The organism is Rhodanobacter sp. UC4451_H18 (assembly GCF_052978225.1).
In genome coordinates, this window is the sequence record NZ_CM129663.1 from 133,476 (window position 1) to 150,142 (window position 16,667).

19 protein-coding genes are annotated in these 16,667 nt (G+C 68.2%); 18 read left to right on the forward strand and 1 reads right to left on the reverse strand.

Annotated features, from left to right (window positions below; genetic code table 11):
* Positions 1-14: 14 nt before the first annotated feature.
* The 11 genes from ACVCMG_RS00700 (at position 15) to ACVCMG_RS00750 (ending at position 11,358) form a co-directional block, all read left to right on the forward strand.
* Entirely contained in the window at positions 15-1,004 is a 990-nt protein-coding gene (locus ACVCMG_RS00700; RefSeq protein WP_447114664.1) for a 2-hydroxyacid dehydrogenase, read from the forward strand.
* Positions 1,005-1,038: 34 nt separating this feature from the next.
* Positions 1,039-2,070 carry an aspartate-semialdehyde dehydrogenase gene (locus ACVCMG_RS00705; protein WP_395119043.1) on the forward strand — a complete coding sequence of 344 codons (1,032 nt, stop codon included), beginning with the start codon at positions 1,039-1,041 and terminating at the stop codon, positions 2,068-2,070.
* 2 nt (positions 2,071-2,072) lie between these two features.
* Positions 2,073-2,369 (forward strand): hypothetical protein, encoded by a 297-nt coding sequence (locus tag ACVCMG_RS00710; protein WP_447114665.1) that lies wholly within the window; start codon positions 2,073-2,075, stop codon positions 2,367-2,369.
* Positions 2,370-2,539: 170 nt separating this feature from the next.
* Positions 2,540-4,849: a FimV/HubP family polar landmark protein gene (locus ACVCMG_RS00715; protein WP_447114666.1), complete on the forward strand. Its 2,310-nt coding sequence runs from the start codon at positions 2,540-2,542 to the stop codon at positions 4,847-4,849.
* A 120-nt stretch (positions 4,850-4,969) separates the two neighbouring features.
* Entirely contained in the window at positions 4,970-5,752 is a 783-nt protein-coding gene (truA, locus tag ACVCMG_RS00720; RefSeq protein WP_447114667.1) for a tRNA pseudouridine(38-40) synthase TruA, read from the forward strand.
* Positions 5,749-6,390 carry a phosphoribosylanthranilate isomerase gene (locus tag ACVCMG_RS00725; RefSeq protein ID WP_447098693.1) on the forward strand — a complete coding sequence of 214 codons (642 nt, stop codon included), beginning with the start codon at positions 5,749-5,751 and terminating at the stop codon, positions 6,388-6,390. Before truA ends, ACVCMG_RS00725 begins: the two co-directional genes overlap by 4 nt.
* Entirely contained in the window at positions 6,378-7,382 is a 1,005-nt protein-coding gene (locus ACVCMG_RS00730; protein ID WP_395119033.1) for a cupin-like domain-containing protein, read from the forward strand. The genes ACVCMG_RS00725 and ACVCMG_RS00730 overlap by 13 nt, the downstream gene beginning before the upstream one ends.
* Before the next feature lie 58 nt (positions 7,383-7,440).
* The gene (gene trpB, locus ACVCMG_RS00735; RefSeq protein ID WP_395119031.1) at positions 7,441-8,652 is read left to right on the forward strand and encodes a tryptophan synthase subunit beta; all 1,212 of its coding nucleotides are present in this window, start codon (positions 7,441-7,443) and stop codon (positions 8,650-8,652) included.
* A 113-nt stretch (positions 8,653-8,765) separates the two neighbouring features.
* Positions 8,766-9,566, forward strand: a complete 801-nt coding sequence (trpA, locus tag ACVCMG_RS00740) for a tryptophan synthase subunit alpha (RefSeq protein WP_447114668.1) — start codon at positions 8,766-8,768, stop codon at positions 9,564-9,566.
* A gap of 146 nt (positions 9,567-9,712) precedes the next feature.
* Positions 9,713-10,582 (forward strand): acetyl-CoA carboxylase, carboxyltransferase subunit beta, encoded by an 870-nt coding sequence (gene accD / locus ACVCMG_RS00745; RefSeq protein WP_395119027.1) that lies wholly within the window; start codon positions 9,713-9,715, stop codon positions 10,580-10,582.
* A 341-nt stretch (positions 10,583-10,923) separates the two neighbouring features.
* On the forward strand, positions 10,924-11,358 hold the full coding sequence (locus ACVCMG_RS00750) for a DUF4399 domain-containing protein (protein ID WP_447106261.1): 435 nt from the start codon (positions 10,924-10,926) through the stop codon (positions 11,356-11,358).
* A 21-nt stretch (positions 11,359-11,379) separates the two neighbouring features.
* On the opposite strand, the gene ACVCMG_RS00755 is transcribed toward ACVCMG_RS00750, so the two are convergent.
* Positions 11,380-12,183 (reverse strand): transporter, encoded by an 804-nt coding sequence (locus ACVCMG_RS00755; RefSeq protein ID WP_447106260.1) that lies wholly within the window; start codon positions 12,181-12,183, stop codon positions 11,380-11,382.
* 26 nt (positions 12,184-12,209) lie between these two features.
* On the opposite strand from ACVCMG_RS00755, the gene gltX reads away from it, so the two are divergent.
* The 7 genes from gltX to hisG all read left to right on the forward strand — a co-directional run bounded on the left by gltX (position 12,210) and on the right by hisG (position 16,665).
* Positions 12,210-13,610 carry a glutamate--tRNA ligase gene (gene gltX, locus ACVCMG_RS00760; RefSeq protein ID WP_447114669.1) on the forward strand — a complete coding sequence of 467 codons (1,401 nt, stop codon included), beginning with the start codon at positions 12,210-12,212 and terminating at the stop codon, positions 13,608-13,610.
* Positions 13,611-13,645: 35 nt separating this feature from the next.
* Positions 13,646-13,924, forward strand: a complete 279-nt coding sequence (locus tag ACVCMG_RS00765) for a hypothetical protein (RefSeq protein ID WP_395119019.1) — start codon at positions 13,646-13,648, stop codon at positions 13,922-13,924.
* Between the two features lie 15 nt (positions 13,925-13,939).
* On the forward strand, positions 13,940-14,455 hold the full coding sequence (locus ACVCMG_RS00770) for a transcriptional repressor (RefSeq protein ID WP_395119017.1): 516 nt from the start codon (positions 13,940-13,942) through the stop codon (positions 14,453-14,455).
* 95 nt (positions 14,456-14,550) lie between these two features.
* A complete protein-coding gene (locus ACVCMG_RS00775; protein WP_447114670.1) occupies positions 14,551-14,982 on the forward strand; it encodes a MerC domain-containing protein in 432 nt (143 codons plus the stop codon).
* A 93-nt stretch (positions 14,983-15,075) separates the two neighbouring features.
* Positions 15,076-15,237 carry a 30S ribosomal protein THX gene (locus ACVCMG_RS00780; protein WP_395119013.1) on the forward strand — a complete coding sequence of 54 codons (162 nt, stop codon included), beginning with the start codon at positions 15,076-15,078 and terminating at the stop codon, positions 15,235-15,237.
* A gap of 202 nt (positions 15,238-15,439) precedes the next feature.
* Positions 15,440-15,775 carry a YerC/YecD family TrpR-related protein gene (locus tag ACVCMG_RS00785; protein WP_395119011.1) on the forward strand — a complete coding sequence of 112 codons (336 nt, stop codon included), beginning with the start codon at positions 15,440-15,442 and terminating at the stop codon, positions 15,773-15,775.
* A complete protein-coding gene (gene hisG / locus ACVCMG_RS00790) occupies positions 15,772-16,665 on the forward strand; it encodes an ATP phosphoribosyltransferase (protein ID WP_447114671.1) in 894 nt (297 codons plus the stop codon). The genes ACVCMG_RS00785 and hisG overlap by 4 nt, the downstream gene beginning before the upstream one ends.
* Positions 16,666-16,667 lie beyond the last annotated feature (2 nt).

A 16,667-nucleotide genomic window follows, 5' to 3' on the forward strand; every position in this document is an offset into this window, starting at 1 on the left:
CCGGAACCCGTTCGATGACCGACAAGCCGCGCGTCTGGGTGTCCCGCCCCACTTTCCCCGGTGTCATCGCCCGGCTGGAGCCGCATTTCCAGGTGACCGTGGAGGAGACCGAACGCAAGTTCAGTCCTGCCGAACTGGCCGCCCGGCTGGCAGGGCAGGATGCGGTGATCGTCGGCCTCAAGGACCGCATCGGCGCGGCCGAAATCGGTGCGGCCGAGCGCCTGCGTATCGTGGCCAACCTTGCAGTGGGCTACGACAACATCGACGTCGACGCGATGAGCGCTGCCGGCATCGCGGTGTCCAACACCGCCGACGTGCTCAACGAGAGCGTGGCCGACTTCGCCTGGGCGCTGCTGCTGGGCGCGGCCCGGCGCATGACTGCGGCCGAGCGCTGGCTGCGTGCCGGCCACTGGCATGCCACCGAGTTCAAGGCGTGGCTGGGCAGCGACGTGCGCGGTCGCACCCTGGGCATCCTCGGCATGGGCCGCATCGGCCAGGCCATCGCCCATCGCGCGGTCGGCTTCGGCATGCCGGTGATCTACCACAACCGCTCGCCGCTGCCCGAGGCGGTCGAGCGCGCCTGCAACGCACGCCACGTGGACAAGGCGCAGTTGCTGGGCGAGTCCGATTTCCTGGTGCTGGCCTTGCCGCTGACGCCGCGCACCCGACACGCCATCGGCTCGGCCGAGCTGGCCCTGATGAAGCCGACCGCGATGCTGGTCAACATCGCCCGCGGCGGCATTGTCGACGACGCCGCGCTGGCCGCGGCGTTGCGCGACCGGCGCCTGGCCGGCGCGGCGCTGGACGTGTTCGAGGGCGAACCGAAGCTGCATCCGGCGCTGCTCACGCTCGACAACGTGGTGCTCAGCCCCCATATCGCCAGCGCCACGACCGATACCCGCCGCGCGATGACATCGGTGGCGGTGGACAATGTGCTCGCGTTGTTCGGCCATGGTCCGCACGCAGGACGACCACCCAACCTCCTCAACCCGAACGTGCTGTGACCGGCACGCCTCCACTTCCAGAGCAACCCATTCCATGAGTCACAAGAGCAGTTACAAGGTCGCCATGGTCGGCGCCACCGGTGCCGTCGGCGAAGCCCTGCTGGCCATCCTCGCCGAGCGCGAGTTTCCGGTCAGCGAGCTGGTGCCGCTGGCCAGCGAGCGATCAGCCGGTGGCAAGGTCAGCTTCGGCGGCAAGCAGGTCACCGTGCAGTTGCTGGATACCTACGACTTCGCCGGCGTCGACATCGCGTTCTTCTCCGCCGGCGGCTCGGTCAGCCGCGAACACGCGCCGCGCGCGGCAGCGGCCGGCGCGGTGGTGATCGACAACACTTCCGAGTTCCGCTATCAGGACGACATCCCGCTGGTGATCAGCGAGGTCAACCCGCACGCGATCGCCCAGTACACCAACCGCGGCATCATCGCCAACCCGAATTGCTCGACCATGCAGATGCTGGTCGCGCTGGCGCCGATCCACCGCGCGGCGCAGATCGAGCGGATCAACGTGGCCACCTACCAGTCCGTCTCCGGTGCCGGCCGCAGCGGCATGGAGGAGCTGGGCCGACAGACCGCGGCCCTGCTGAATTTCCAAAGCGTGGAACCGGGCAAGAAATTCCCGGTCCAGATCGCGTTCAATGTGATCCCGCAGATCGACGACTTCCAGCCCAACGGCTACACCAAGGAGGAGATGAAGCTGGTGTGGGAGACCCGCAAGATCCTGGAGGACGAGTCGATCCAGGTGAACCCGACCGCGGTGCGCGTACCGGTGTTCTATGGCCATTCCGAGGCGGTGCACATCGAGACCAGCGACAAGATCACCGCCGAGGAGGCGCGCGAACTGCTGCGCCAGGCGCCGGGCGTGGTGCTGATGGACGAGCGCAAGCCGGCCGGCTACCCGACCCCGGTGGCGCAGGCGGCCGGGACCGATGGCGTGTTCGTCGGGCGCATCCGCGAGGACATCTCGCATGAGCGCGGGCTGGACCTGTGGGTCGTCTCGGACAACATCCGCAAGGGTGCGGCCTTGAATGCGGTGCAGATTGCCGAGTTGCTGATCGAGGATTATCTCTGACCATGTGCGTCCTGCCGTCTCTTGCCGCCATCGGCATCCTGCTCACCGCGTCGGCCTGGGCCGCGCCGCCGGCCGGACCGGCCCGCGCCGGCTCGACGGCCGTCCCGGCACTGCCGGCCGTACGGCAGCGGATGCAACGCAATCAGGTCGAGGTGAAGCGCCTGCAGCAGGAGGTGGCGCGTCAGGAATCGGCCAGCCAGCGCGCCAGCCGGCGCCTGGAGCAGCAGGACGCGCAGATCGCCGAGTTGCGCCGCCAGTTGTTGCAGGTGCGGGCCGCGGTGCCTGATGACCACCCATGACGGGGTGTCCGGGGCAAGAACCGGCAGCAGCAATGTGTCGCAAGTATTCGCCGCGGCTATTGTTGATTGCGCTTCTTGTAACTAAAGTGGCGGCACGGTGACGCGGCCGCCGCCCTGGTGGCGGCATCTTTTCAACAAGAAAGCGTCAGGGATCGCTCGGGGGAACATGCATGAATCGTTCGTTGAAATTGTCGATGCTGGTGGCGCTGGCGCTGGGGAGCAGCCAGCTCCTGGCCGTGGACATGGGCCAGGTCCAGGTCAAATCGGCATTGGGACAGCCGCTGCTGGCCGAGATTCCGCTGCACCCGGCCAGTCCGGCCGAGTTGCAGGGTCTCAAGGTGAAACTGGCCTCCAGCGAGCAGTTTGCCCGCGCCGGCATCGTCGGCGGGCGCACCGACATTCCGCTGCACTTCAGCGTTGCCACCGGCGCGCACCCGGTGATCCGCATCACCAGCAGCGAACCGGTGAACGATCCCTATCTCGACCTCCTCATTGAAGTGGACGGCAAGGACGGCCCCAGCGTGCGCGAGTACGCGATCCTGCTCGATCCACCCGGCTCGCACCCGGTCGCGGCAACCCCCGCGCCGGCGCCAGTGGCGGCGCCGCGCCCGGCCAGCCCGGCGCCGCGCCCTGCGCAGCGCGCTCCCGCCCCGGCGCCGCAAGCGGCGGCGGCTACCCGCACTCCGGCTCCCGCTGCCGTCGAGAACGGCCGTCTCGGTCCGGTGCAGAGCGGCCAGACGCTGTCGGGCATCGCCCGCAGCGTGACGCCGACCGGCGTCGACGTGCGCCAGATGATGCTGGCCCTGCAGCAGGCCAATCCGGACGCCTTCTATCGCGACAACATCAACGCGCTCAAGAGCGGCGCGGTGTTGCGCGTGCCCAGCGCCTCCGAGGCGCAGGCCATGAGCCTGGCCGCGGCGGCCGCCGAGGTGAGCCGGCAGAACAGCGACTGGCGCGCCGGCACGCCGGGCAAGCCCGCGGTGGTGGCCGATGCGGCAACGCGCGCTTCCTCCTCCGGCTCGCCCACCACCGGCGCGGCCGACAACGAGGACCGGCTGGCACTGGTGCCTCCGCAGGCCGGCACCGCCGGCGGCGGGCAGTCATCCGGCAAGACCGACCAGTCGGCTGCCAGCCTGCGCGAGGAATTGCTGCGCTCCCGCGAAAGCGTGGCCAGCCTGAAGCAGCAGAGCGGCGACCTGAAGGCGAGGCTGAAAGACCTCACCGACATCAACGCCAAGAACGAACACCTGCTGTCGCTGAAGGACAGCGAGATCGCCGAGTTGCAGGCCAAGCTGGCCGCTGCACGCAAGGGCACCGGCGCGCCGGCAACCGCTCCCGTGGCTGCGAGCACGGTAGCGGAACCCGCAGCGCTCGCGCCGGCGGTGGCCAGCGCCGGCAGCAGCGCCGAGGCCAGCGAGAGCCCGGTGGCCTCGGCCTCCTCCGGCGCGGCGACCTCGGCATCGGTGGCAGCGGCAGGCACCGCGTTCGCGCCGGCCGGTTCGGCCTCGCTGGCTACTGCCAGTGCGACACCGGCTGCTGCGGCCACGGTTGCGGCCGAACCTGCGTCCGCACCCGCGCCCGCGCCCGCCCCGGCACGCGTGGTCGAGCAACCCTGGTACATGCAGACCTGGGCCTGGGCCGCAGCGGCCGGCGCGGTCATCGTGTTGATTCTGCTTGCCGTTCTCGGTCGCCGCCGCAAGCCTGCGTCCGCCGCCAAGACGGGGGGAGCCTCGCTGGCCGATCGTTTCGGCGCCACGCCGCCGGCAGGCGAGGGCGACGACGATCTGCTGGTCGATGGCGATACCGACCAGGAGCAACTGCTCGACCAGCTGGCCGAGCATCCGGACGACATCTACCTGCATCTGGAACTGGTCACGCTGTACTACTCGCGCCGCGACGTGGAGCGTTTCGAGGCCGCGGCCGAAGCAATGCACGCCCACATCACCGACCCGGAACAGGACGAGTGGCAGGACGTGGTGCACATGGGCGAGGATCTCGCGCCGGGGCATCCGTTGTTCGACCATCATGCGGAGCCTGCCGACGTCGAGTCCGAGGCGACGCAGGCGTTCGACATCGACGACTACGCCGACGACAGCGACGCACCCACCGTGGTTTCCCCGCTGCCGCCGGCGCTGCCGACCGGCACGAAGAAAGTCACCGAGTACAGCTTCGATTTCGACCTGACCCAGCCCGCAGCCGGTGGTTCGCGCACGGCGCCGCCGGCGGCCGGGGACGACATTACCGTGGTCAAGCCGCACGCCGAGCCGAAGGCTTCCTGGGATGCGCCGGAAACCGGCGCGTCCGCCGCGGAGTCGGCTGAGTTCAGCGACGATCCGGTCGATACCAAACTCGACCTGGCGCGCGCCTATCTCGACATGGGCGATGCCGATGGCGCCCGCGCGATGCTGGGCGAAGTGCTCAAGGAAGGCAGCCAGATGCAGCGCGACGTGGCGCGCAAGCTGCTCGACGGTCTGGGCTGAGATCGCATCGCGAACGGGACGGAACCGGGCCGGCCTTGCCGGCCCGATTTCTTTTCGGCGGGCATGACGTCGGTGCCTGCCTGCTAATCTTCGACGCTTCCTTCCGGATCTGCGGCATCCATGCGCATCGCCCTCGGCATCGAGTATGACGGCACCGATTTCTTCGGCTGGCAACGCCTGACCGAAGGGCCGAGCGTGCAGGGCGCAGTGGAGGAGGCCTTGTCGAAAGTGGCGGCCCATCCGGTGCTGGTCAGTTGCGCAGGACGCACCGACGCCGGCGTCCACGGCCGCTGCCAGGTGGTGCATTTCGATACCGATGCACGCCGCGAATTGCGCGGCTGGGTGCTGGGCGCGTGCTCGAACCTGCCGGCCAGCGTGGCCGTGTTGTGGGCGCAACCGGTGCCGGACAGCTTCCACGCGCGCTTCTCCGCGCGCAGCCGCCGTTATCGCTACCACATCCTCAACCGGCCGGTGCGCGCCGCACTGGACGCGCGCTACGTCACCTGGGAGCGCCTCCCGCTGGACGCGCAGCGCATGCACGAAGCCGCGCAATCCTTGCTGGGCGAGCACGACTTCAGCGCATTCCGGGCGCTGTCGTGCCAGGCGCCGCACCCGCGGCGCTCGGTGCTCGAGATCAGCGTTCGCCGCGAGGGCGAGCACGTCATGCTGGAGATCGAGGCCAATGCCTTCCTGCACCACATGGTGCGCAACATCGCGGGTTCGCTGCTGCTGGTCGGTCGCGGCGAGCAGCCGGTGGAATGGATGGCCGAACTGCTCGCCGCCCGCGACCGCCAGGTGGCCGGACCGACTGCGCCGGCCTCGGGACTGACCTTCATCGGCCCGCGCTACGAGGCTCACTGGGGCCTGCCCACCGAAGTCTGCCTGACGGGAGCCGGCCCGTGACCCGCATCAAATGCTGTGGCATGACCCGCGTCGAGGATGCGCTGCTCGCCGCGCGGCTCGGCGCCGATGCGATCGGCCTGGTGTTCACCGCGCGCAGCAAGCGGCAGGTGACGCTGGCGCGTGCGCGCGAGATCGTCGCGGCGCTGCCGCCGTTCATCGCCACGGTGGCCCTGTTCATGGACGACGCGGCGGCGCTGGTGCGGCAGGTGGTCGATGAAGTCGATCCCGCGCTGCTGCAGTTCCATGGCGATGAGGGCGACGACTGGTGCGCACGGTTCGACCGCCCCTTCGTCAAGGCGATCGCGATGGGCGATGGCGCTGCCGCGCTGCCGCGCCTGCGCGATTACCCGCGCGCCGCCGGCCTGTTGCTGGACGGCCATGCACCCGGCGAGGCGGGCGGCAGCGGCAAGGCGTTCGACTGGTCGTTGCTGCCCGGCAATCTGGCGCAGCCGCTGATCCTGGCCGGTGGCCTGCACGCCGGCAACGTGGGCGATGCGGTGCGCGCGGCACGTCCGTGGGCGGTGGATGTGGCCAGCGGAGTGGAATCGGCACCGGGGATCAAGGACGCGGCGCGGCTCGAAGCCTTCATCCGCGCGGTGCGCGCGGCCGACGCGGAGCAGGCGGCATGCCGGGAGTGATCGAGGAATATCGCGGCGCCGGGCAAGCACTCGAACTCGCGGGCCTGGTGGATCGTGCCCGCCCGCTGGTGATCCGCGGCCTCTGCCGCGACTGGCCGATGGTGGCGTGGTCGCGGCAGTCGGACACCGCCTTTGCTCAAGGCCTGGCGAAGCTGGACAACGGCCGCGAGGTCGACGCGCTGCTGATGCCGGCAGGCGAGGGCGGCGTGATCGGCTACAACGCGAATGTCGACGGTTTCAACTACGCGCATCACCGCGTCTCGATCACCCGGGGCCTGCAGCGGCTGGCGGCCTACAGTCGCCAGGACAATCCGCCGGGGCTGGCGATGCAGAGCGCGCTGATCGCCGACTGCCTGCCCGGACTGCTGGAGGATCATGCGGTTCCCTTCATCGACAAGGCGATCCAGCCGCGCATCTGGATCGGCAACAAGGTCACCACGCCGGCGCATTTCGACGAGTACCACAACGTCGCCTGTGTGGCGTGCGGGGTGCGGCGCTTCACCCTGTTCGCCCCGGAGCAGGTGCGCAATCTCTATGTCGGCCCGCTGGATTTCGCGCCGACCGGCGCGGCGATCGGCATGGCGCGGCTGGATCGTCCCGACGATCCGCGTTATCCGCGCTTGAAAGATGCGCTGGCCGCGGCGCAGGTGGCCGAACTGCATCCCGGCGACGCGATCTACATCCCGCCGATGTGGTGGCACCACGTCGAGTCGCTGGAGCAGATCAATGCGCTGGTGAACTACTGGTGGAAACCGGTGCCGGCCGGGGGCGACGCACCGGCCACGGCGCTGGGCTGCCTGATGCACTGCATCCTCGTGTTCCGCGCGTTGCCGCCGGCAGAGCGGGCGGCGTGGAAAGGCCTGCTGGATCACTACGTCTTCGGCGACGACGACCCCGCCGCGCACATCCCCGCCGAGCGGCGCGGGATACTCGGCGCGCTCACGCCGGGGCAACTGGCCGAGTTCCGGGAAACCATCCGGCGTTATCTGTGAACTATCCGCTAAGATGGTCGCTTGCCGCAGTGCGGCATGCCCATCCCCGAGTGACCCCATGAGCAAGATTGCGGACTTCAACCTCTACCCCGACGCCCATGGCCGCTTCGGCGAGTATGGCGGCAGCTATGTCGCCGAGACGCTGATGGCGCCGTTGGCCGAGTTGAGCGAGGCTTACGAACGGCTGAGCACCGATCCGGCTTTCCTCGCGGAACTGGATCGCGACCTGCAGCACTACGTCGGCCGGCCCAGCCCGATCTACCACGCCGAACGGCTGTCGCGGCAGGTTGGCGGCGCGCGCATTCTGTTCAAGCGCGAGGACCTCAACCACACCGGCGCGCACAAGATCAACAACACCATCGGCCAGGCGCTGGTGGCGCGGCACATGGGCAAGCAGCGCGTCATCGCGGAAACCGGCGCCGGCCAGCATGGCGTGGCCACGGCCACGGTGGCGGCGCGCTTCGGCATGCGCTGCGTGGTGTACATGGGTGCGGTCGACATCGAGCGGCAGAAGATCAACGTCTACCGCATGAAGCTGCTCGGCGCCGAGGTGGTGCCGGTGACTTCCGGTTCGAAGACGTTGAAGGATGCGTTGAACGAGGCGATGCGCGACTGGGTCACCAACGTGGCCGACACCTTCTACATCATCGGCACCGTGGCCGGTCCGCATCCGTATCCGAAGATGGTGCGCGACTTCAATGCCGTCGTGGGGCGCGAGGCACGCGCGCAGATGCTGGCGCAATACGGCCGCCTGCCCGACGTGCTGACCGCCTGCGTCGGCGGCGGCTCCAATGCCATCGGCCTGTTCCATGCCTTCCTCAACGACGCCGACGTGCGCATCGTCGGCGCCGAGGCGGCAGGCGAGGGGATCGCCACCGGCCATCATGCCGCCTCGCTGGCGGCCGGCCGTCCCGGCGTGCTGCACGGCAACCGCACCTACGTGCTGTGCGACGACAACGGCCAGATCACCGAGACGCATTCGGTCTCCGCCGGCCTCGACTATCCCGGTGTGGGGCCGGAGCATGCCTTCCTGAAGGATGCCGGTCGCGCCGAGTACGTCGGCATCACCGACGACGAGGCGCTGGAGGCGTTCCACCTGCTGGCGCGCACCGAAGGCATCCTGGCCGCCCTGGAATCCAGCCACGCGGTGGCGCAGGCGATCAAGCTGGCGCGCGAGTTGCCCAAAGACGGCATCGTGCTGTGCAACCTGTCCGGCCGCGGCGACAAGGACGTGCACACGATCGCGGCGCGCGAGGGAGTGAGCGTGTAGCGAGGAGTGAGTGGAGAGGAGTGAGAAGTGAGAGGAAGTCTCGCACTCCAGAACCGCTCAGACCCGCCCGAGCTCTCTTTCACTTCTCACTTCTCATTACTCACTCCTGTCTTATGAGCCGCATCGACACCCGCTTCGCCCAACTCAAGGCCACCGGCCGCACCGGCCTGATCCCGTTCGTCACCGCGGGCGATCCCTCGCCGCAGCACGTGGTGGCGATGATGCATGCGCTGGTGGAATCGGGGGCGGACCTGATCGAGCTGGGCGTGCCGTTTTCCGATCCGATGGCAGACGGCCCGGTGATCCAGCACGCCAGTGAGCGGGCGATCGCCAAGGGCGTCGGTCTCGCGCAGGTGCTGGGCTGGGTGCATGCATTTCGCCAACGCGATGCGGAAACCCCGATCGTGCTGATGGGCTATCTGAACCCGCTGGAGATCCACGGCTACGCGCGCTTCGCACAGGAGGCCGTGGCGGCCGGCGTCGATGGCGTGCTGCTGGTCGATTGTCCGCTGGAGGAGTCGACCGTGCTGCAGTCGCTGCGCGAGGCGGGGTTGCAGCAGATCCTGCTCGCCGCGCCCACCACCGCACCTGCGCGTATGGCGCAGTTGTGCAGCTCGGCGGAAGGCTTCCTGTATTATGTATCGTTCGCTGGCGTCACCGGAGCGGCGCAGTTGAGCGTCAGCGAGATTGCCGAGCGCGTTGCCGAAGTCAGGAGCCTCGCCGGTACGCCGGTGGCGGTGGGGTTCGGCATTCGCGATGCGGCCAGCGCCGCAGCGATCGGCGGCTTCGCTGACGCGGTCGTCATCGGCAGCGCGCTGGTCGAAAGCCTGGCGGCGGCCACGGACGCGGCGGATATCCCGGATCGTGCGCGCAGTTTCCTGCAGCCGATCCGCGCGGCGCTGGATGCACGCTGAGGGAAATGATTGCGGTTATTGCTGTTGGTTCGAGGTAGCGTGGACCCTCACCCTTTGCCCTCTCTCAAAGGGGTGCCGTGCGGGATTGGCCTCGTGAGAGGTTGCCGCATACGAACGCTCTTGTGCCCGGATGGAATTCGATTGACATGAATTGGCTGCAGAAGATCATGAACCCGCGTACCCGCACGCTCCCTTCGGGTGGCGGCAAGGGCTCGGTGCCCGAGGGCGTGTGGGAGAAATGCGCGGGCTGCGGCACCGTGCTGTACCGGCCTGAACTGGAACGCAACCTGATGGTGTGTCCCAAGTGCGGCCACCATCACTACATCAGCGCACGGGCGCGCCTGGGCGCGCTGCTGGACGAAGGTTCCGGCCAGGAACTGTGGGCCAGCATGGAACCGGCCGATCCGCTGAAGTTCCGCGATTCGAAAAAGTATCGCGACCGCATCATCGCCACCCAGAAGAAACTGGGCGAGAAGGACGCCATGGTCGCGATGAGCGGCCGCTTGAAGGGACGTCCGTTGATGGCGGTGGCGTTCGAGTTTGCCTACATGGGCGGTTCGATGGGATCGGTGGTGGGCGAGAAGTTCGCCCGCGCCGCCGAACGTGCGCTGGCCGACAAGAGCGCGCTGGTGTGTTTCTCCGCCACTGGCGGTGCGCGCATGCAGGAGGCGCTGTTCTCGCTGATGCAGATGGCCAAGACCTCGGCCGCGCTGGCGCGTCTGCGCGATGCCGGCGTGCCGTACATCAGCGTGCTGACCAACCCGACCACCGGTGGTGTCTCGGCCAGCCTGGCGATGCTGGGTGACATCAACATCGGCGAGCCCAAGGCGCTGATCGGCTTTGCCGGTCCGCGCGTGATCGAGCAGACCGTGCGCGAGACGCTGCCGGAAGGCTTCCAGCGTTCGGAGTTCCTGCTTGACCACGGCGCGATCGACCTGATCGTCGACCGCCGCGAGATGCGCGACAAGCTTGCCGACCTGTTCGGCATCCTGACCCGGGCCGATCGCGCGGCCTGAGCGCGCGTCGCGTGTCGCGGAGCGATGCCGCCCACGGGCGGCATCGTCGTATCGCGGGCCGGGTTTTCCACAGCTTCTGTGCGCCGTCGCTGTACAAGCCTGTGGACAACCGCGCTTCGTCCTTTGCCGGCAATGACTTGCCACGCCTTGATGATTTTCTGAGCAACGGCGCGAGAGTTTTCCACAGCGACTGTGGAGCACGTTCGGCAAAGCCTGTGGACAAATTCGCTATCTGCTTGAGCGCAAAGGCAGCCACGACGGCGTGAGCATATTGCGCACAGTGGGCGGCGGCGCGGTGCAGCGCTTACACTGGGAGTTCCCCTTTGCTGGAGGTTCCCTCGATGAATCGCATCCTGCTCATTCTCGCCCTCACCGGTCTGGCCACTGTCGCGATGGCAGCCGAAGCACCTGCGCTGCCGGGCACGTCGGCGCCGGCCGCCGCCAGGGTCTACATCATCTCGCCCGCGGACGGCGCCACCGTCGGCCAGGAATTCACCGTGCGCTTCGGCCTCGAGGGCATGGGCGTGGCGCCAGCGGGCGTGACCAGGGAGCACACCGGCCATCATCACCTGCTGGTCGACGTGAAGACCTTGCCCGCCGCCGGCCAGCCGATTCCGGCCGACACCAACCACATCCATTTCGGCGGCGGACAGACCCAGACCACGCTGAAGCTGGCCCCGGGTACGCATACTCTGCAACTGGAGCTGGGCGACGCGAATCATGTGCCGTTCGTGCCGGCGGTGGTGTCGAAGAAGATCACCGTCCACGTCAAGTAATCGCCGGGGCGTGCGACCCAATCAGCCGCCGAAGTAGATCGACACGCCCAGATTGCCCTGCCACTGGTTTGCCGAGCCGTGCAGGCGATGGTCGAAGCCCGCGTCCAGTTGCACGCGGGGCGTGACCATCCACTGCACGCCGGCACCGGCGAGGCTGCCGTTGCCCTCGCCGGGCAGGTGCTGCCAGGCGAGTTCGGTGTACAGGGTCAGCGCCGACGACAGCGCATGGCTGTCGTCCAGCGCCACGGTGGGGCTGTCGGCGCCGCCGCGGCGCACGTTCTCCAGGTAAAGGCCCAGCGAGTGGCGCTCGCTGACATCCAGGTTGAACTGCGCGCCGAGCAGGTACTGGCGATGGTCTCCGCGGAACTCCCGCTCGCCGTCGGTGAAGGTGACGCTGCCCAGCAGGCCCCAGCTGAAGCCCGCATGGCTCGACGGCAGCGCCAGCTTCAGCCCCAGCTGGCTGTCGCCGCGGCCTTCCCTGTGCACGCTGCCGCCCGGGCTGGCTTGCCGCAGCACGTTCCAGGAGTCGCTGCCCAATTGCATTTCCAACGGCCCGCCGAGCCCGATGCGCAGCAAGCTGTCGGCGGTGTACTGCGACACGGTGACGCCATCCTGCCGGTCGCGGCTCCAGTCCGGCAGGCCTTGTTCGAGGATTGCCTCGCCAGCGGCCAGCACGCCCGGCGTGAAGCCGTAGCCGGGGCGGTCGAAACCGGGGTTCTCCGCCCTTGCGGGTGCGGCGGCGACAAGCAGCGCCAGCGCGAGCATGGAGGTGGGCAGGGCGCGCATGCGAGGCCGGCGCTGCCCGCGGTATCGGTTAAAATCCATCGTTTCTCCTTGTTGTCCGGAACATCATGGCCGTCCGTACCCGTTTCGCTCCCAGCCCCACCGGCTTCCTGCACATCGGCGGCGCGCGCACCGCGCTGTATTGCTGGCTGGAGGCGCGTCGTCGCGGCGGACAGTTCATTCTGCGCATCGAGGATACCGATCGCGAACGTTCCACAGACGCGGCGGTGCAGGCGATCCTCGACGCCATGCACTGGCTCGGCCTCGATGCCGATGAGGGCCCGTTCTACCAGACCCGGCGACTCGATCGATACAGGCAGGTTGCCGACGAGCTGGTCGCCGCCGGCAAGGCCTACTACGCCTACGAGAGCAAGGACGAGATCGAGACGATGCGCGAGGCGGCCATGAAGGCCGGCGAGAAACCGCGCTACAACGGTTACTACCGCGATCGCAACGAGGCGTGCCGCGACGACCCCAACCGGGTGATCCGCTTCCGCAACCCGATCGAAGGCTCGGTGGTATTCGAGGACAAGGTCAAGGGCCGCATCGAGATCGCCAACAGCGAGCTGGACGACCTGGTGATCTTTCGCTCCGATGGCTGGCCGACCTACAACTTCGCCGTGGTGGTCGACGACATCGACATGGGCGTCACCGAGGTGATCCGCGGCGACGATCACGTCAACAACACGCCGCGGCAGATCAACATCTATCACGCGCTCGGCGCGCCGGTGCCGGAGTTCGCGCACCTGCCGATGATCCTGGACAAGGAAGGCAAGAAGCTGTCCAAGCGCACCAACGCGGTCAGCGTGATGGATTATCGCGAGCAGGGTTTCCTGCCCCACGCGATCCTCAACTACCTGGTGCGGCTGGGCTGGTCGCATGGCGATCAGGAGATCTTCTCGCGCGAGGAGATGATCGCGCTGTTCGACATCGCCGACGTCAACAAGGCGGCCTCGCGCTTCGACACCGAGAAGCTGGCGTGGCTGAACCAGCATTACCTGAAGACCGACGAGCCGCAGTCGTTCCTGGCCGAGTTCGAATGGCACCTGCAGCGCGCCGGCGTGGACGTCGCGCAAGGCCCCGCGCCGATCGAGGTCATCGTGGCGCTGCGCGAGCGCGTGCACACGCTGAAGGAAATGGCCGAGCGGGCGAAGATCTGGTACGGCCCGATCACTGCCTGGGACGACAAGGCGGTGGCGAAGCATCTCGGCAATGCCGGTGCCCCGGGCGTGCTGGCGGCGGCGAAGACGCTGCTGAGCGCGTGCGAGTGGAAGCCGGCGGCGATCCACCTGGTCATCGAGCAGGTGGCGGCGCAGCTGGAGTTGGGCATGGGCAAGGTGGCGCAGCCGCTGCGGGTCGCGATGACCGGTACCCAGGTCTCGCCCTCGATCGAGGACACGATCTATCTCACCGGGCGCGAGGAGGCGCTCCGCCGCATCGACGCCGCGATGGCCATGACCCATGCCTGAGTTGGCGGCGCGGCGCAGCTGGCGCCAGTCTCCCCGTGGATGAGCTGCTGGCCCGCGCCACCCAGGGCGTCGATCTCGACGCCCCCGGCGCGTTCCGGCACGTCTTCTTCAATCTGTTGAATATGGTGCCCTGGGCAGCCATGTTCTGGTGGAATCTGCTGTTCGTCGCCGTGGGCCTGCTGCTCGGCTGGTGGCGCGGCCGGGTGCTGGAAGCGGTCTTGTGGTCCTGGGTGCTCGGCCCGATCGGCTGGATCGTGATCCTGTGCAGGCCGCGCGGCCAGCCGGCCGTGAAACCGCCGCCGGGGCCGCGCTGAGGCGGGCGGTGGCGGATGTATGATCGAGGCGAGGTGAATGCTTTGAACCACGATGTTGCCGACAACGCGCACGCGCACCACCCGCACCACCATCATGACGCGAAGGGTTTCGTGCGTGCGGTGGAACACGCCAGCGAGGAGCGGGGCCTGCGTCTGACCCCCCTGCGCAAGGAGGTGCTGGAACTGATCGCGGCATCTCGCATACCGGTCAAGGCGTACGAACTGCTCGACCAGCTGCGCGAACAGCACGGCAATGCCGCTCCGCCCACGGTTTATCGCGCGCTGGATTTCCTGCTCGAGAACGGCTTCATTCACAAGCTGGAGTCGATCAACGCCTTCGTCTCCTGCCACCATCCGACCGAGGCGCATCAGGTCCCATTTCTGATCTGCGACAACTGTTCCAGCGCGCAGGAGGTCTGCGACGAACGGGTCGCCGAATTGATCGAGGCGCAGGCCCGCGCGCTGGGTTTCCGGCCGCAGGCGCAGACGCTGGAAGTCCACGGTCTGTGCCGGGCCTGCCGCAAAGCCTGAACGGCGACCATCGCCCGGTAGCGCGGCCTATTGTTATAATGTAACATGCCAGCCAGATTCCCCGGCCGCCTCGCGCGGCGACGGCAGGCAGGCAGATGCATTCCGGGCAGGCAGGCACATCGCGTGGATGGCAGAGCGCCGATCGCATCGGCGCGATCGCCTCGTTCCTGTGCGCGATCCACTGTGCCTTGCTGCCCTTCGTCCTGGCCGCGCTGCCACTGGTCGGGCTGGAGTTCCTGGCCGACCATCGCTTCGAGCGGGGTTTCGTGGCGTTTGCCTGCGTGCTGGCGGTGATCGCCCTGGTGCGGGGCTTTCGGCGCCACCAGCAACCCCTGCCGTTGCTGCTGGCCATCCCGGGGTTGCTCCTGCTGGTTTCCGGCGTCACCTGGGCCGAGGGTGGACTGACCTTGGTGCATAGCGCACTGGTCACGTCGGGCGGCCTGCTGTTGGCCGCCGCGCACTTCGTCAACCTGCGTCGCGACCGCGGTGTCCAGGTCCACGTGCACGGCCCGCAATGCGCGCATTGAGGCTGGTTGGGGCTGGACGCGAGTGGCCTATGGCGTTGCCCGCCGCACTGCTATGATGGACGGCCGTACATCCATCGAATCAAGGAGTTCCCCATGGGCAAGGGCGATCGCAAGACCCGCCGCGGCAAGATCTACCGCAGCAGCTACGGCAATACGCGCGCGCACGCGCTGGCCCCGGCCGTGGCCGGCACCAAGCCGACGGTGACCAAGGCGCCGGCGACCCGCAAGGCGGCCCCGCGCAAGAAGTCCGCCTGAGTCGACACGGCTTTCCCGTGTTGCCATGAACCCCCGCCTCGGCGGGGGTTCATGTTTTTGGGGCCGGGATGACCGGGCATTCGTCTGTCGAGAGCCGGGATGCGGGTTCCGGGATGCGAGGCGAGCGGCGAGGAACGAGGGGGTTGCGGCAGCGCCGCATGGGTGTATGATGCGCACCACTGTGTTAATGCATTAGTACATTATGAAGCGTCGATCGCTTGATCCCGAAACACCCGTCGAGTCCGCCGAGCTGAGCCTGTACGAGGCGTTGCTGTCGCTGAAGAACGTCGAGGAAGTCGGCGCGTTCCTCAGCGACCTGTGCACGCCGGCGGAACTCGAAGTGCTGGTGGACCGCTGGCGGGTGGTGCCGTTCCTGCTCGAAGGCGTGTCGTACCGGGAGATCCACGAGCGCACTGCGGTCAGCATCACCACGATCGGGCGGGTCGCGCGCTATCTCAACCAGGGCAGCGGCGGCTATCTCGCGGCCGCGGCCCGCGCGGCGCGGCGGCAGGCGCAGGCGGCAAGGAAGAGGGCATGAAGCCGCGCGACCGCCTGCGCATCGCGATGCAGAAATCCGGACGGCTGACCGAGCCGGCGCTGGACCTGCTCAAGCGATGCGGCCTGACCTTCCGGCAAAGCCGCGACAAGCTGTTCTGCTTCGGCGAAGGCGAGCCGGTCGACCTGCTGCTGGTGCGCGACGACGACATCCCCGGCCTGATCGCGCAAGGCGTATGCGACGTCGGCATCGTCGGCCGCAACGTGCTGGGCGAGTTCCAGCTCACTGCCGGGCGCGATGGCGAGCCGCTGGCCGAACTGCGGCCACTCGGCTTCGGACGGTGCCGGTTGTCGATCGCCGTGCCGCAAGAGCTCGACTATTCCGCGCCCGGCGATCTCGCGGGACGGCGCATCGCCACGTCATACCCCGGCCTGCTTGGTGAATGGCTGCGCGCGCAACACATCGACGCCGGCGTGGTGACCCTGGCCGGCTCGGTCGAGATTGCGCCGAAGCTGGGCACGGCCGACGCGATCTGCGACCTGGTGCAGAGCGGCGGCACCCTGGTGGCCAACCAGTTGCGCGAGACCGAGGTGCTGCTGGAGAGCGAGGCGGTGCTGGCCGGGCCGGTGACCCTGCCGGCGGACGAGCGCGGCGACATGCTGCAGTTGTTGCTGAAGCGGCTCGATGGCGTGATCCAGGTGCGCGAATCGCGGCTGCTGCTGTTGCAGACCTCGCGTCACTCGCTGGAGGCGGTCACCCGGTTGCTCCCCGGCGGTCCGCAGCCGACGCTGCTGGCGGTGGCTGGCCAGGCCGACCAGTTGATGCTGCAGGCGTTGTGCGCCGGTGAGGTGAGCTGGCGGCAACTGGAGGAAATCAAGAAGGCCGGTGCACGCGAGATGTTCGTGCTGCCGGTGGAGAAGATGCTGGCATGAAG

Bases quoted from the DNA above. Each gene is read 5' to 3' on its own strand.
- ACVCMG_RS00700 (WP_447114664.1), top strand. From the start codon at position 15: ATGACCGACAAGCCGCGCGTCTGGGTGTCCCGCCCCACTTTCCCCGGT.
- ACVCMG_RS00705 (WP_395119043.1), top strand. From the start codon at position 1,039: ATGAGTCACAAGAGCAGTTACAAGGTCGCCATGGTCGGCGCCACCGGT.
- ACVCMG_RS00710 (WP_447114665.1), top strand. From the start codon at position 2,073: ATGTGCGTCCTGCCGTCTCTTGCCGCCATCGGCATCCTGCTCACCGCG.
- ACVCMG_RS00715 (WP_447114666.1), top strand. From the start codon at position 2,540: ATGAATCGTTCGTTGAAATTGTCGATGCTGGTGGCGCTGGCGCTGGGG.
- truA (WP_447114667.1), top strand. From the start codon at position 4,970: ATGCGCATCGCCCTCGGCATCGAGTATGACGGCACCGATTTCTTCGGC.
- ACVCMG_RS00730 (WP_395119033.1), top strand. From the start codon at position 6,378: ATGCCGGGAGTGATCGAGGAATATCGCGGCGCCGGGCAAGCACTCGAA.
- trpB (WP_395119031.1), top strand. From the start codon at position 7,441: ATGAGCAAGATTGCGGACTTCAACCTCTACCCCGACGCCCATGGCCGC.
- trpA (WP_447114668.1), top strand. From the start codon at position 8,766: ATGAGCCGCATCGACACCCGCTTCGCCCAACTCAAGGCCACCGGCCGC.
- accD (WP_395119027.1), top strand. From the start codon at position 9,713: ATGAATTGGCTGCAGAAGATCATGAACCCGCGTACCCGCACGCTCCCT.
- ACVCMG_RS00750 (WP_447106261.1), top strand. From the start codon at position 10,924: ATGAATCGCATCCTGCTCATTCTCGCCCTCACCGGTCTGGCCACTGTC.
- ACVCMG_RS00755 (WP_447106260.1), bottom strand. From the start codon at position 12,183: ATGGATTTTAACCGATACCGCGGGCAGCGCCGGCCTCGCATGCGCGCC.
- gltX (WP_447114669.1), top strand. From the start codon at position 12,210: ATGGCCGTCCGTACCCGTTTCGCTCCCAGCCCCACCGGCTTCCTGCAC.
- ACVCMG_RS00770 (WP_395119017.1), top strand. From the start codon at position 13,940: ATGTATGATCGAGGCGAGGTGAATGCTTTGAACCACGATGTTGCCGAC.
- ACVCMG_RS00775 (WP_447114670.1), top strand. From the start codon at position 14,551: ATGCATTCCGGGCAGGCAGGCACATCGCGTGGATGGCAGAGCGCCGAT.
- ACVCMG_RS00780 (WP_395119013.1), top strand. From the start codon at position 15,076: ATGGGCAAGGGCGATCGCAAGACCCGCCGCGGCAAGATCTACCGCAGC.
- ACVCMG_RS00785 (WP_395119011.1), top strand. From the start codon at position 15,440: ATGAAGCGTCGATCGCTTGATCCCGAAACACCCGTCGAGTCCGCCGAG.
- hisG (WP_447114671.1), top strand. From the start codon at position 15,772: ATGAAGCCGCGCGACCGCCTGCGCATCGCGATGCAGAAATCCGGACGG.